This window comes from Alicyclobacillus vulcanalis (genome assembly GCF_900156755.1).
In the GTDB taxonomy this organism is placed as follows: Bacteria; Bacillota; Bacilli; order Alicyclobacillales; family Alicyclobacillaceae; genus Alicyclobacillus; species Alicyclobacillus vulcanalis.
On the sequence record NZ_FTOO01000015.1, the window covers coordinates 1 to 14280 of the forward strand.

The 14280-nt window shown below is 63.4% G+C and carries 11 protein-coding genes; 3 read left to right on the plus strand and 8 right to left on the minus strand.

The window, feature by feature from the left end; genetic code table 11:
- The first annotated feature begins 272 nt into the window (after positions 1–272).
- Positions 273–1397 (plus strand): hypothetical protein, encoded by a 1125-nt coding sequence (locus tag BW934_RS13645; RefSeq protein WP_143232680.1) that lies wholly within the window; start codon positions 273–275, stop codon positions 1395–1397.
- 105 nt (positions 1398–1502) lie between these two features.
- On the opposite strand, the gene BW934_RS13650 is transcribed toward BW934_RS13645, so the two are convergent.
- The 4 genes from BW934_RS13650 to BW934_RS13665 form a co-directional block, all read right to left on the minus strand.
- Complete coding sequence (locus BW934_RS13650) at positions 1503–2708, minus strand: sugar ABC transporter permease (RefSeq protein ID WP_076349031.1); 1206 nt, start codon at positions 2706–2708, stop codon at positions 1503–1505.
- Entirely contained in the window at positions 2705–3490 is a 786-nt protein-coding gene (locus BW934_RS13655; RefSeq protein WP_076349033.1) for an ATP-binding cassette domain-containing protein, read from the minus strand. The genes BW934_RS13650 and BW934_RS13655 overlap by 4 nt, the downstream gene beginning before the upstream one ends.
- 75 nt (positions 3491–3565) lie before the next feature.
- Complete coding sequence (locus BW934_RS13660) at positions 3566–4678, minus strand: sugar ABC transporter substrate-binding protein (protein WP_076349035.1); 1113 nt, start codon at positions 4676–4678, stop codon at positions 3566–3568.
- Between the two features lie 338 nt (positions 4679–5016).
- Positions 5017–6183, minus strand: a complete 1167-nt coding sequence (locus tag BW934_RS13665) for a glycosyl hydrolase family 18 protein (protein ID WP_076349037.1) — start codon at positions 6181–6183, stop codon at positions 5017–5019.
- Positions 6184–6334: 151 nt separating this feature from the next.
- Here BW934_RS13665 and BW934_RS13670 point away from each other — a divergent pair, with 151 nt between their 5' ends.
- Positions 6335–7543: an MFS transporter gene (locus BW934_RS13670; protein ID WP_234969835.1), complete on the plus strand. Its 1209-nt coding sequence runs from the start codon at positions 6335–6337 to the stop codon at positions 7541–7543.
- Positions 7544–7595: 52 nt separating this feature from the next.
- On the opposite strand, the gene BW934_RS13675 is transcribed toward BW934_RS13670, so the two are convergent.
- Entirely contained in the window at positions 7596–8579 is a 984-nt protein-coding gene (locus BW934_RS13675) for an aldo/keto reductase (protein ID WP_076349041.1), read from the minus strand.
- A 96-nt stretch (positions 8580–8675) separates the two neighbouring features.
- Between BW934_RS13675 and BW934_RS13680 the strand changes: the two genes are divergently transcribed.
- Positions 8676–9278 (plus strand): polysaccharide deacetylase family protein, encoded by a 603-nt coding sequence (locus BW934_RS13680; protein ID WP_076349043.1) that lies wholly within the window; start codon positions 8676–8678, stop codon positions 9276–9278.
- A gap of 78 nt (positions 9279–9356) precedes the next feature.
- On the opposite strand, the gene BW934_RS13685 is transcribed toward BW934_RS13680, so the two are convergent.
- From BW934_RS13685 to kdpB, 3 genes are read right to left on the minus strand one after another with little or no spacing between them, the layout of a single operon-like run.
- Positions 9357–11615, minus strand: a complete 2259-nt coding sequence (locus tag BW934_RS13685; RefSeq protein WP_076349045.1) for a universal stress protein — start codon at positions 11613–11615, stop codon at positions 9357–9359.
- On the minus strand, positions 11612–12205 hold the full coding sequence (gene kdpC, locus BW934_RS13690) for a potassium-transporting ATPase subunit KdpC (protein WP_076349047.1): 594 nt from the start codon (positions 12203–12205) through the stop codon (positions 11612–11614). Before kdpC ends, BW934_RS13685 begins: the two co-directional genes overlap by 4 nt.
- 17 nt (positions 12206–12222) lie before the next feature.
- Positions 12223–14274 carry a potassium-transporting ATPase subunit KdpB gene (gene kdpB / locus BW934_RS13695; RefSeq protein WP_076349049.1) on the minus strand — a complete coding sequence of 684 codons (2052 nt, stop codon included), beginning with the start codon at positions 14272–14274 and terminating at the stop codon, positions 12223–12225.
- Between the last annotated feature and the right edge of the window lie 6 nt (positions 14275–14280).

Sequence of the window (14280 nt, forward strand, 5' to 3'; positions counted from 1 at the left end):
TGCAACGCGGGCTTTTTCTTGTCTCAGTGAGGTCTCTTCTCTTTTGCCTCGGAGAATCCTCCCAGAAGCAAACCCTACTCAAACTTTATACGCTCGGGCCCGTCCCTGGCGCACGGTGGAACATGATCCTTTGCGAATTGTTCACGTCCCCCTCCACGGTCCGGCTGGCTGAGGCCACACGGCGGCCGTACCATATCCTTGGACTCATGGGCTTGCCCGCAATGTTCTGCGCGCGCGTGCGCAAGTGAAGGGTGGTGTGTCTGTTGGGTGACATGGGCATGTCGAGCGCGCCGCCCGTGCACACGGTCGCGGCCTTCTACAGGTTGCTCGCCATCGAGGGTGCGGTGCTGCTCGGCGTCGCGATGATCGTCTATCTCGTGATGCGCTTTTGGCGAACGCACGGCGAAGGCTTTCGCCAGGAGTTCGGGTTGGAGCCGCGGGGCGCGTCATCGAGCGGCTCGCTCTACGACGTCGATCCGGCTCAGGCCCGTGCGCGCACACTTGCCGTGTGGTCCCTCGGGTCACTTTGGATTGTGGATGGCCTGCTGCAGGCGCAGCCAGCGCTTGGTACCCAGTTCTTCACATCCGTCATTCAGCCGGTCATGGCGGGGCAGCCGAAGTGGGTGAACGACGCGTTTCTCTCTGTGACTCAGCTCGTGTTTACTTCCCGCCCGCTCTGGTTTGATTCACTGACCGTCTGGATACAAATTCTGCTTGGCGTCGGCATCCTTGCAGGCCCGCGGCGCTTCATTGGCCGACTCACCTTACGGCTCTCCATCGTGTGGTCGTTCGTGGTGTGGGCCTTCGGCGAAGGATTTGGTCAGGTCTTGAGCGGCGGTTCGTGGCTGATGGGCAGCCCAGGTTCCGTCTTGGTTTACGCCGCCCTGGCGTTCATCCTTTTAGCCAAAGGCGAAACTTGGCGACAAGGCCGCGTCAAGCATCGCATGCAGTGGTGGATGGCCGGATGGTTCGGCGCGAGCGCTCTCCTTCAGGCTCTCCCAAGCGCAGGCTACTGGTCGGCCCACGCGCTCTCCCAGATGGAGATGAGCATGGCTCAAATTCCTCAGCCCCACGCCATGGCAGCGCCGCTATACGCCTTCGCCCACGCCCTGTCCCACGGCGGCCCATGGTGGAACGCGTTGTTCGTCGCCATTCCACTTGCGCTTGCACTGGGTTGGTTCATCGCACCTGAGTCGCGCACGATTCAGGTCGCGACGAGCGTCGTGCTGCTCGCCGTTTGGTGGCTTGGACAGGATTTCGGCGTGATCGGCGGCACGGGGACCGATCCGAACACCGCGCTTCCCCTTTTCCTGATGACGCTCGTGCATCATCTTCTACCGCGGGACGGATCGTCACCTTGGCGAAGACTGCGCGCTCCTCGAAGCACCTCTGCGTGAACAAACCCCCAGCGCGGACGAAGCGCGCTGGGGGTTTTGAATGCTGCCACTGCGAAGCTCCACGCAGCCGCCGAACGGGATTACCACCGCCCTGTACCGGCCGCGTCACTTGCCGAGCTGTTTCCTCCGCATCCGCGTGAACGTGTCGAACGTGACGGCCAAGAGCAGAATCGCGCCCTCCACGAGATACTTGGTGCTCGTCGGCGCGTTCAGGAGCGCCATGCCGTTTTCAATGCTCCCGATGACGAGCGCGCCGAGCAGCGCGTTCCACACGCTGCCGTAGCCGCCAAACAAGCTCGTGCCGCCGATCACGGCCGCCGCAATGGAGTCCATCAACAAATCGCTCCCGCCAGACGCCGTGGACGCCGCACCCAGCCGCGACGCGCCCACGATGCCGCCAATGGCCGCCATCGTGCCCGCGAGCGTGAACACCATGACGCGCACGCCCTTCACGTTGATACCGGCCCGGCGCGCCGCCTCGGCGTTGCCGCCGACGGCGTAGATATGGCGGCCGAACGACGTGCTCTGACACAGCCACGCAAACAGCACCACAAACACGATGAGCACAAGCCCGGCAATCGGAACGCCCTGATAGGCGTTCAGCAAAATCGTGGCGCCCACCATGACAACCGCGCTCAACACGAGCTTCGTCCAGGTCGAGGCTGCCGACTTCTGCGACAGCCCGAGCTGCTGCCGCTTGGCCCGATCCCGCAGAGTCGCCCATACCATCGCCACGATGGCCACCGCCACAAGCACCCAGCTCAGCCAATCCGGCAGGTAGTTGCCCGCAATGGCGTTGATGGTGTTGTTCATGATGGGCACCGTGCCCTCCTGCCCGATGAGCACGAACAACAGGCCCAAGAAACCGAGCGATCCGGCGAGCGTCACAATAAACGAGGGCACGCGCAGCACCGTCACCCAGAATCCCTGGAACAGCCCCAGCACCGTTCCGCTCAGGACGCCCGCCAGGATAGCCACGTACGGATTCACATTCATGCCGGCGAGCACCGCGAGCACTGCCCCGCCAATGGCGCTCACCGCTGCAATCGACAGGTCGATCTCGCCGAGCAAGAGGATGAGCGTCTCCCCGATGCCGAGCAGGCCGTATTCCGCCATTTGCAGGACCAAGTTCGACAGGTTGCGGCTCGTCAGAAAGCTGTTGTTCAGGATTTCAAACACAATCCAGATAAGAATCAGCGATAAGAACACCGGCAACTGCTGAAATTCCCCGCCGATGACGCGATCGAACACCGAGGTGCTGCGCGCCGCGGGCGTCTTGAGGTCTTTGGCCTCACCGATGTTGACTGTCATGACGACGTGACCTCCTCTTGCGCCGATGCGCCCGTGATGGCCGCCACGACCTGCTCGGGCGTGACCGCGTCCCGCTCGAACGTCGCGACGGTCCGCCCCAGCCGTAGCACGACGATGCGGTGGGCAATCTTAAACACGTCGCTCATGTTGTGCGAAATGACGAGCACCGCCCGGCCGCTCGCCGCAAGGCGCTGAATGAGCTCGAGCACGGCGCGTTGCTGCACGACGCCGAGGGCAGCCGTCGGCTCGTCGAGCATCACCAGCTTCGAACCCCACAGGACGGATCGCGCCACAGCCACGGTCTGGCGTTGTCCTCCTGAGAGCGATGCCACCTGGGTGTGCAATGGGGGCAGGCGAATGCCAAGTTCATTCAGCACGGGAATGGCGCGCTTCTCCATCTCGTTGCGGTCCACGACGCGCACCAGACCGGGAATGAGGGTTCGCCGCAGCTCACGGCCGAGAAATAAATTGGATACAATGTCCAGGTTGTCGCAGAGCGCGAGATCCTGGTAGACGGTCTGAATTCCGTACTTCTCCGCGACGGCCGGGCTCGTCAGGCGGACCGGCTGGCCCTCGAACAAAATCTCGCCTTCGTCCGGCTGCTCGACGCCCGAAATCATCTTGATGGTGGTCGACTTGCCGGCGCCGTTGTCGCCGACCAGCGCCACAATCTCGCCTTTGTTGACCGAAAACGAAACGCCGCTCAACGCTTGCACAGCGCCGAAGCGCTTGCGAAGGTTGCGCACTTCGAGGACCGGTTGCGTTTGGGTCTCCGTGGTCACGTACCGCGCCTCCTCTCGTCGTGAAAAAGCGCCGGAGAACACGTCGCGTGCGCTCCGGCGCCGGTCCTCAACCGTTTATTGCTGTTCAGCTGGGTTCTTGATGCGCGCCCAAGTCGTGAAGCCGTCCTTGATGACCGTGCTCTGGATATTGGCCTTCGTCACGACGATGGGCTGCAGGAGCACGGAAGGCACGTTGACTTTGCCGTTATTCACCGTGCCATTGACGAGGGATGCCGGCGGCTTCTTGCCCGTGATGATGTCGTAGGCCAGCTGCGCCGCGGCGTCCGCCTCTTCGTAAATGGGCTTATACACAGTCATCGATTGCGTGCCATCGTAGTAAATGCGGTGGAGACCCGCGTCCGTGGCGTCCTGCCCCGTCACCGGAATGCCCTTGATGTGCTGTTGTTCGAGCGCCTGAATCGCCGCGCCCGCCAGGTTGTCGTTTGCGGCCAACACGGCATTCACGTGGTTATGCAGCGAGGTGAGGGCCTGCTGCATCTCCGTCAAGGCCTGCTGCGAATCCCAGTTCGGCGTGTACTGCTCGTAGCCGAGCTTCAGCTTGCCCGACTTGAAGAGCGGGTCCAGGACCTCATGGGCGCCCTGCGCAAACTGCTTGGCGTTCGGGTCCGTCGGTGCGCCGTCCAACATGACCACGGTGCCGCCCTTCTTCGTGTGTTGGGCGATGTACTCGCCTTGCAGCTTGCCGACCTCGACGTTGTTAAACGAGACATAGTAGTCCACCTTGGCGTTCTGAATCAGGCGGTCGTACGAAATCACAGGCACGTGTGAGCGCGCCGCCTCGTTGACGATGTTCGCGGCCTCAAACCCGTTTACGGGCGCCACGACCAGCAGTTTTGCACCTTGTGTGAGGGCGCTTTCCACCTGCTGCATCTGTGTGGCTTCGGAACCCTGCGCGTTCGCATAAATGACGTGAGCGTTGGGATCCAGTTTCTTCATCGCCGCGATGAAGTCGGGGCGATCATCGTACTCCCAGCGCGGCGAGGTGTTGGTCTCCGGCATCAGAAACGCGATTGTGACGCTCGGGTGCGGATTGACCGCAGCCGCGGCCCCGGTGGACGATCCGCCCTGGTTGTTGGTCGTTTGCGTGCCGCATCCAGCGACGATCCCCGTGACGACAGCCGCAGCCGCCATCCAAGTTGCATGTTTTTTCCATGTCTTCTTTGCCACTCCGAAATACCCCCTCGATGGATTTGCACCTGCACATCGCGCAACCGCTTACCATCGTTGCCGCGAAAGCGCCATCAATATCTCGCGAATTCACTCAGCATCGACCGGCGCCGCTGCAACCTGATCTATGCATACCAGACGCGAACCTAGTTTGTCAACACAAACAACTAAGTGAACCCGTATTTTTTTGCTACCTCTGGTCGGATCGTCGCGGCCTCGGGTGAGTTCCCCTCAGCTCCATTCTCGACAAGAGAGACCACCGCGCCAGCCCAGCGCCAAGGCGCGCCAAAAGCGCCCTGCCGCACAGCGGCAGAGCGCCTTGGCTCACTCAGCTCCGTTTAGACGCGTGCGTTTGCCGCCCTTTTCTTGGTGTTGAACTGGTTGTTGACCAGCAACGGCACCTGGGGGAAATTTGTCGGATACGACCAGAAGCTCATGCCGCGCAAGTTGTATTCGACAACCAAGTCCTCTTTTGCTTGAAAGCTGCGCGGGTCCTCGAACCAAACGATGTGATGGCGCCCCTCTGTGTCCGTATAGGTGAAGTAGGGCGCTTCCGCCCGAAGGTCATACTGGATCGGCACGTGTTGTTCATACGCGAGGTTCACGGCCTGCACGGGTGTCAAAGTCCTGGCGCGCGTGCCGGGCCGAAATGGGAGCGTCCAATCATAACCGTACACCGAGACCCCAAGCATGATCTTGTCGCGCGGAATCGCGGTGACAGCGTAGTTCAACACTTTGCGAATTTGGTCGACGGGAGACACAGGCATCGGCGGGCCGCCAATCCAGCCCCACTCGTAGGTCATTAACACGACGAAGTCGCACAACTCCCCATGCCAATGATAGTCGTGCGCCTCGTACAAAAGACCGGGCTGATCCGCGTACGTCTTCGGCGCAAGCGCACTCGACAACAGATACCCTTCCTTGTGCACGCGCTCGGCGCAGCGCTCAACGAACGCGTTGTACAAGTCGCGGTCCTGCGCATAGACGTACTCAAAGTCGAGATTGAGCGCCCGATACCCTTTTTCCCCCATGATGCGCAGCGCGTTCTCAATGATGGTCTCCTGCACCGAGGGAGATGCAAAAATTTCGCGAGCCACGTCCGAATTAAACCTGTCGCCGTGCCAGTTGGTCAACACCAACATCGGCGTCACACCTTCACTCAACGCGGCGTTGACGAGCGGCGTCTCGTCCGAGCGCGCCTTGACGGAACCGTCGGTCTCCGCCTGATACGAAAAGGGCGACACGTACGTCAGCACCGGCGCCAACACGTCTAGCTGGTGCGGTGCCGGATCTGTGAACTGAACGAAGTACGCGTTGACTTCAATCGTCCTCCGATCGGCGCCCGTGACCTCGCCCTGACGCGCCGGGATGACAAGCGCCTGCCCTACCACCAGTTGCTCCGGGTTGCGAATGCCGTTGGCGGCCGCGATGTCCGCTGCCGACACGTGGTACAACCTGCCCAGTTCCCAGAGCGTGTCTCCAGGCTCGACGACATGAATGAGCATCTCGCTTCACTCCTCAATGGATGGCGATCTCGACATCAGCCTATGCCCATAGCGCCTGCCTGGCCTGGGCGCGCGCCCAGCATCGCGACATTTGGAGATGCGCGTCAAACTCACTATGATTTTGGTGGCAGTAAAACGGGAGGTGGGGCACGTGTCTCTACAGCAGCCGAAACCCGCTCCAAGCGCGAGGCTGTCTCGCCGGCTCGTGTTCACGATGGCCGTTGCGGCTGGGGTCGCCGTCGCGAATCTGTACTATGTGCAACCCTTGCTGCACGAGATCCAAGTGGATTTTCGCGCGGCGTCTTGGCAGGTGGGACTTGCGGCGACTATGACGCAGATCGGCTACGCGTTGGGACTGTTTCTGTTTGTCCCGCTCGGTGACAGCTTGGAACGGAGAAGTCTCATCGTCCGGATGTGCCTCGCCACGGCGGCGGGCCTCGTCCTGCTGGCCGGATCGCCCAACCTGGTCTGGCTCACCGCGCTCTGCCTCGTGGTTGGCGCCGCGACCATCGTGCCGCAGCTCGTCGTACCGTATGCCGCGCACCTCGCGCCAGCTGAGGAGAGAGGGCGTACCGTTGGAACCGTGATGAGCGGTCTGCTCATCGGCGTGTTGCTCGCCCGCACCTTTGCCGGACTTGTGGGCCAGGGGCTTGGCTGGCGCGCCATGTATGCCATCGCGGCCGCCTGCATGGTGGCACTCGCCGCAGTTCTGCGCCTCAGCTTGCCCGCATCTCCGCCGGAAACGCGGACGCCCTACGGCCAACTGTTGTGGTCGCTCGTTCACCTGATCCGCCGCTACCCGGATCTCCGGGACGCCTCTCTCTTGGGTGGGATGTCGTTTGCCGCGTTTAGCTCGTTCTGGACCGTTTTGTCGCTGTACCTCGCCGGCCCGCCCTTTCACTTGGGCCCCGGCGCGACGGGCTTGTTTGGGCTCGCGGGCGTAGCAGGCGCTTTGGCCGCGCCCTACGCAGGGCATCTCGCGTCGCGCCTGCCGGCCGTGTGGACGGCCCGCCTGGCGGCGTGCGTGACGCTCGCCTCGTTTGGGTTGCTCTTTGCGTTCCGGCATAGCCTTGCGGGGCTGGCACTGGGCGTCGTGCTGATGGACCTCGGCGTTCAAGGGACGCAGGTCTCCAATCAGGCTCGCATTTACAGCCTCTCGGACGAAGCGCGAAGCCGGGTCAACTCCATCTACATGGTGGCCTACTTCCTCGGGGGCGCTCTGGGATCGCTGATTGGCGCGAGTGTGTGGGATCAGTTTCGTTTTGGCGGGGTATGTGCCGCGGCCTGCATCCTCCTCGCCATCGGCATATGCGGTATTGTGGCCGTGGCGCCGTCGCGACTGACGGCGAAGCGGCGCTGACCGAGCGGACGTCAACCGCTCGGCGCGCTCACCCGCCGCTTCATTTGGGACGTCAAATTCCCAACAGTCGCATGTTGGCTTCTGGATAACGGTCGCCCGCAGCGACGCCCTTGGGTGCGATGGCGTCGATCTCGCGAAGTTCTTCCGCCGTCAGCGACACCTGAAGAGCTCCTACATTTTCCTCCAGATACTTGACCCGCTTGGTCCCGGGGATCGGCACGATATCGTTCCCCTGGGCCATCACCCACGCCAGGGCGAGCTGAGCCGGGGTACATCCCTTCTCGCGCGCGAGGCGTTCGACCTGTTCGACGAGCCGGAGATTCTTCTGGAAGTTCTCGCCCTGAAAGCGCGGCGAGTGGCGGCGATAGTCGTCCTCGGGCAAATCCTCGAACCGGCGAATGGCGCCGGTCAAAAAGCCACGGCCGAGAGGACTGTACGCCACAAAGCCAATGCCAAGCTCGCGCACGGTGGGCAGGATCTCGTCCTCCACGTCTCGGCTCCACAGCGAATACTCCGTCTGCAGCGCCGTGATGGGATGCACCTTGTGTGCGCGGCGGATGGTTTCGGGCCCCGCCTCGGACAGCCCCAAATACCTGACCTTTCCCTCGCGGACGAGGTCCGACATCGCCCCGACCGTCTCCTCGATGGGCACGTTGGGATCGACGCGGTGCTGGTAATACAGGTCGATCACGTCGACGCCCAGGCGCTTCAAGCTCGCGTCGCACGCCTGTTTCACATATTCCGGGCGGCCATTGACGCCGAGGAACGTCCCGTCGGGCGCGCGGACATTGCCGAACTTCGTGGCGATGATGACGCGATCGCGGTGTGGCCGAAGCGCTCGCCCGACGAGCTTCTCATTCTCGCCGACGCCGTACATGTCCGCGGTGTCGAAAAAGGTGATGCCGAGCTCCAGGGCCTTCTCCAGCGTGCGCATGGCCTCCCGTTCGTCGCGTCCGCTGTAGAAGTCCGACATGCCCATGCATCCGAGGCCGAGCGCGGAAACCTGCAGTTCTCCGCCCAGTGTCCTCTTTTCCATTGTCGTTCCCTCCAACTCGATGAGCGCTAGACCTTGCCGGCGCTAGTATAATACTTTTGGCAAAGTTCGAAAAACCAGCCGAGGGAGGCCCCCCGCATGCAGCGTCCCACACAAGCTTCGTCCGCGACTCCTCGCCACCTGTCCATCACGTTCGACGACGGCCCGGACGAAACCATGACGCCCAGGATTCTGTCGATCCTGCGCGACTACGGCGTTCCCGCGACGTTTTTCTGCATCGGCCAACAGGTCGAGCGGTTTCCACAGGTGCTGAAGGCCATCCACGAGGCGGGTCACGAGATCGGCAATCACACCATGACGCATCCCTATCTCACGAAGCTCACGGACGCCGAGATCGAAAAGGAACTCAAGGAGGCTGTGGAAGCGATTCAGAAGGTCGTTCCCGGTCCGGTCCGTTACTTTCGGCCGCCCTATGGCGACATCGACGCGCGCGTCCGCCGCATCGCAGCTTCGATGCACGAGGAGGTCGTGTTGTGGGACATCGATTCGGTCGACTGGTCGGGCATCCCCGGTCCCACGATCGCGGCCAACGTGCTGCCTAAGCTCACGCCTGGCGGCATCATCCTCATGCACGCGGGGCCGTTTGCCAAGGGCACGCCGGAAGCGCTGCCGTACGTGCTTGAGGTCGCCGTCGCAATGGGCTACGATTTCGTGCCGCTCGCAAAGCTGCAGCGCACCTGAACGCCTCCGCCGCCGAGAAGCGCCCTCTACCCCTGTTCGCGGCTGGCCCCCATGAGCGCGGACGGCCACCCCTTCGGCCTAGGCCGAAGGTTGCGACCATCGCCCGGCGTAAGCGACGATGTGGAGATCGGCAAATTCCGCCTGGTTCAGCACGTAAGCGATGGGCCGATGGGCGAGCCGCATCGACCATCCGCGGGAGATAGGCTGCCCCATGACGATCTGCGACACGGATTCGGCGGCGGCGGTCTCCACAATTACCTGACCTACCGTTTTGTGCAGCGCGGGTTGGAGCAGAAACGTGGCTCCGAACTGCTCGGCGAGATCGCGCACGGCCTGAAAATCTCGCTCGCTCTGCGCGGAAAGCGGGAACTCCGTTTGCACCACGAGCACGTACAGCTTGGCCTGCAGCCGGTCCGCAATGCGCCAACCGCGGCGAATCAGCGCTTCGGAGTGGGGACGGTAGTTGACGCAGACCAAGATTCGCTCCGGATCGTCAGGCGGCGTGGCGATGCGCCCGTCCACCACATCCGCCACTTCCCGGAGGGCAATTTCGCGCAGCGCCGCGAGATGGGCGGGATGGAAGAAGTGCGCCAAGGCCTGCTCGACTTTCTCGGGTGGATAAATCTTCCCCTCGAGCAACCGCTCCACCAGGGTTTCTGGACTCACGTCGATGAGCTTCACCTCGCTGGCCAGCTTCACAAACCAGTCCGGCACGCGCTCGCGGATGGCCGCGCCGGTGATGTGTTCGACCCGATCCTTCAGGCTTTCGAGGTGCTGGACGTTCACGGCGGACACGACGTCGATGCCGTGTTCCATCAGGTACAACACGTCCTGATACCGCTTTTTGAACAAGCTGCCCGGCGCATTGGTGTGCGCGAGCTCGTCCATGAGCACCACCTGCGGCCGGCGCGCGAGAATTGCGGCGAGATCGGGCTCCTCGTACACCTTCCCGCCGTATTCGATCCGCCGCTTCGGAATCCGCTCGAGCTGGCCGATCTGCGCCTCGGTCTCCGCCCGGCCGTGCGTCTCGATGAGCCCAATCACCACATCGATCCCGCGCGCCTTCCAGTCGTGCGCATCCTGCAGCATGCGGTACGTCTTGCCCACGCCCGGCGCCGCGCCGATGTAAAGCGTGAGCTTGCCCGGAAGCTTCCGCTCGCGCACGACGCGCTCGCTCGCCAAGTTGCGCTGTTCCCGCGCCTGCGGCGACAGCGGCCGCCAGCCAACGACGCGGAGGTCGACGTACTGGAGGTGCTTGAGCAGGTAGTGCACGGGATGATGCCACGCCAGGAGCCGCCGCGACGTGCCTCGCCGCGGCTGGCCCATCACCACCTGCGTCGCATTCACGCGCCGCGCGACCCGCAGGATGACTTCTCCCACCGGGCGATCCCGCTTCGGCTCAAGCAGCCACTCGGCCCCCTGCAGCTCGGCGAGGTGCTTCAGGGTCTCGACGTCGGCGCGCGCCCGATCCGTCATGCGATCTTCGTCCGTTTCGGCCGCGAACACGACATACAAATCCCCTTTCATCCGCATGGCCATCCTTCGGCCGCGCTCAATCAGGGTCGCCGCTCGATCCGGATGGCTCACGCAGACGAGCACGACCTCCTTCGCGCCGACGGGCCCCGGAATGGCGCGCCTTTCGTACGACTGCTCCAGGCGTTCGTCCACGTCGTCGGCCACCGCTCTCAACGACATCTGGCGGAGCCACGCGAGGCGGTCGATGCGAAAGAAGTTGTGCAGCGCGGCGTCCACCTTCTCCGGCGGATAAATTTCGCCGTCGCGCAACCGCTGCCGCAGCGTCTCGGGCGTCACGTCGATGACCGCAACCTCGTCCGCCTCGCGCAAAAACCAATCCGGCACCACCTCGCGCACGCGCAGTCCGAGCTGCTTCTGCGCCTCATCCCGCACCGACTCCAGGTGCTGAATGTTGAAGGCTGTCATCACCGAGATGCCGCGTTGCAGCAGATAGATGACATCTTCGTACCGCTTCTCATGCATGGCACCCGGCGGATTCGTGTGGGCCAGTTCGTCGATCACGCACACCTCCGGGCGCCGCGCGAGAATCGCGTCGATATCCGGCTCCTCAAAGGTGGCCTGGCCTACCTTGTACACGCGCGGGGGCACCACTTCCAGCCCGTCGAGCAGCTTTTCCGTCGCAGAGCGGCCGTGGGTCTCCACCCAGCCAATCACGACGTCCGCGCCCTCGTCCCGCAACCGGCGCGCCTCGCGAAGCATCGTGTACGTCTTCCCCACGCCTGGCGCCGCGCCGACGAATACCCGTAGGCGCCCCCGCCTTTTCGATCCGCCAAGCCCACCCGCCCCATGCGCCTCCGTCATGTCGCTTTCCCCACCTGCGCGCCGGGATGAAGCTTAGCCCAAATGGCCAGGTTGAGCTCCATCACGTTGACCATCGGCTCCCCGTACAGGCCGAGGGCCGGGTACACCGCGTCGCGCTCGACGAGTGCGCGAAGCCACGCTTGTGAGAGCCCCGTCGATTGGCTGACGCGCGGAATTTGATCGTACGCGTCCGCCAGGTCGATGTCGGGATCGAGCCCCGACCCAGAAGACTCCACCATGCTTGTCGGGATCCGGCTCACCTGAAGCCCTGGGTTTTCACGCAGCACAGCCTTCAGATTCTGCCGAACCTCCTGCACCAGCGCCGGGTTTGTGGGTCCGAGATTCGATCCGCCCGAGCCGTCCGCATTGTAGTTCACCGCGGACGGACGCGGTTGGAACCACATGGGCTGCGGAAACGGCTGGGCAATCAGCTTGGATCCCACCACGCGGCCGCCTGCGGATACGAGACTCCCTTGCGCCTGCCAAGGGAATGCGATCCGCCCGAGCGCCACGAAGAAGAGCGGGTACACGATGCCCAGGAGCAACGCGAACACGAGGGTAAAGCGAAGGCTTCTCCACACATTGACCACGGCTCATGTCTCCTTTCTCACACTGCGCCAAGCGCGTGCAGAACGACGTCAATGACTTTGATCCCGATGAAGGGGGCGATGACGCCGCCGACGCCGTACAGGAGCAAGTTCCGCATCAACAGGTGCATCGCGCTCGTCGGCCTGTACTTGACGCCGCGCATGGCGAGCGGGATGAGCAGCGGAATGATGACGGCGTTAAAGATGAGCGCCGACAGGATGGCACTCCGCGGGCTCGTCAAATGCATGACGTTCAGCGCGCCGAGCGCAGGCAAGAAACTGGTGAACATCGCCGGGATGATGGCGAAGTACTTTGCGACGTCGTTCGCAATCGAAAACGTCGTGATCGCGCCGCGCGTGATCAGCAGCTGCTTGCCGATGGCCACCACCTCGATGAGCTTCGTCGGGTCGGAGTCGAGATCGACCATGTTCGCGGCTTCCTTCGCCGCCTGTGTGCCGCTTTGCATCGCGAGCCCGACATCGGCCTGAGCAAGCGCGGGCGCGTCGTTGGTGCCGTCGCCCGACATGGCCACGAGCCGGCCCTGCTCCTGTTCGCGCCGGATGAGCCGCATCTTATCCTCCGGCTTTGCCTCAGCCACAAATTCGTCGACCCCCGCCTCGCGCGCGATCGTCGCCGCGGTGAGTGGGTTGTCACCCGTGCACATGATGGTGCGGATGCCCATCTTGCGCAGTTCCTCGAACCGCTCGCGGATGCCCGGCTTGACGATGTCCTTCAAGTAGATGACGCCATACACGCGCTGATTCTCGACCACCACGAGCGGTGTGCCGCCCTCTTTGGCGACGCGCTCCACGGCCGCGTCGAGATCGGCGGGAATCTGGCCTCCTTGCGCCAAAACGTAGCGCTTCATCGCGTCGGCCGCCCCTTTGCGCAGGCGGGTCCCGTCTGGCAGATCGAGGCCAGACATGCGCGTGTCGGCCGAAAACTCGACGTTGCGCGCATGGGCGTAATTCTCGCGCCGGAGAGAAACGCCGAGCTGTTTGGCCAGGTCGACGACGGAGCGGCCCTCGGGCGTCTCATCGAAGAGCGAACAAAGCGCCGCTTTCTCGGCGAGGGCGCGCTCGTCGACGCCTTGGACCGGTAGAAACGCGGATGCGAGCCGGTTGCCGATGGTGATGGTCCCCGTCTTGTCGAGAATGAGGGTGTCGACGTCGCCGGCTGCCTCCACGGCCTTCCCGGATTTGGCGATCACGTTGAAGCGAATGACGCGATCCATGCCCGCAATGCCGATGGCGGACAAGAGCGCGCCGATGGTCGTCGGAATCAAGCAGACCAAAAGCGCCACGAGCGTCGCGACGTCCACGTGCGCCCCGAGGCCTTTCGCGATGGGCGGCAGACAGTCAATCACAATGAGAAAAATGAGTGTCAGCCCCGCGAGGAGCACCGAAAGCGCGATTTCGTTCGGTGTCTTCTGCCGCGACGCGCCCTCGACGAGCGCGATCATCCTGTCGAGGAAGGTCTCGCCGGGGTTGGCCGTGACCCGGATGATGAGTTCATCGGAAAGCAGCTTCGTGCCGCCGGTGACGGAGCTGAAGTCCCCGCCTGCGCCGCGGATGACTGGCGCGGACTCGCCGGTGATCGCGGATTCGTCCACACTGCCGATGCCCTCGATGACCTCGCCATCCGCGGGGATCAGCTCCCCCGCGGTCACCCTCACGATGTCGCCTTTGCGCAGATCGGAGGCGGGAATTCGCTCGTAGCGCCCGTCCCGCTGGACGTTCGCCATGAGTTCCGTCTTGGTCCTGCGCAGCGCCTCGGCCTGGGCCTTCCCGCGGCCCTCCGCGATCGCCTCGGCGAAGTTGCCAAAGAGCAGCGTGACGAAGAGAATGGCGGTCACGGCGAGATCGTAGGCGCGCGCATGGGCCATGTCGCCCGGGCGCACGACCGAGCCAAACAGGTTCGGATCGCAGGTGAGCGCCAGGGTCACCGCCATGCCGATCTCGACGACAAACATGACGGGATTGCGCACCATGGCGCGCGGGTCGAGCTTGAGGAACGAATCGACACATGCGCGCATGACGAGGGCGCGATCGAACGAGCGTTGACGTGCCATGAAGAC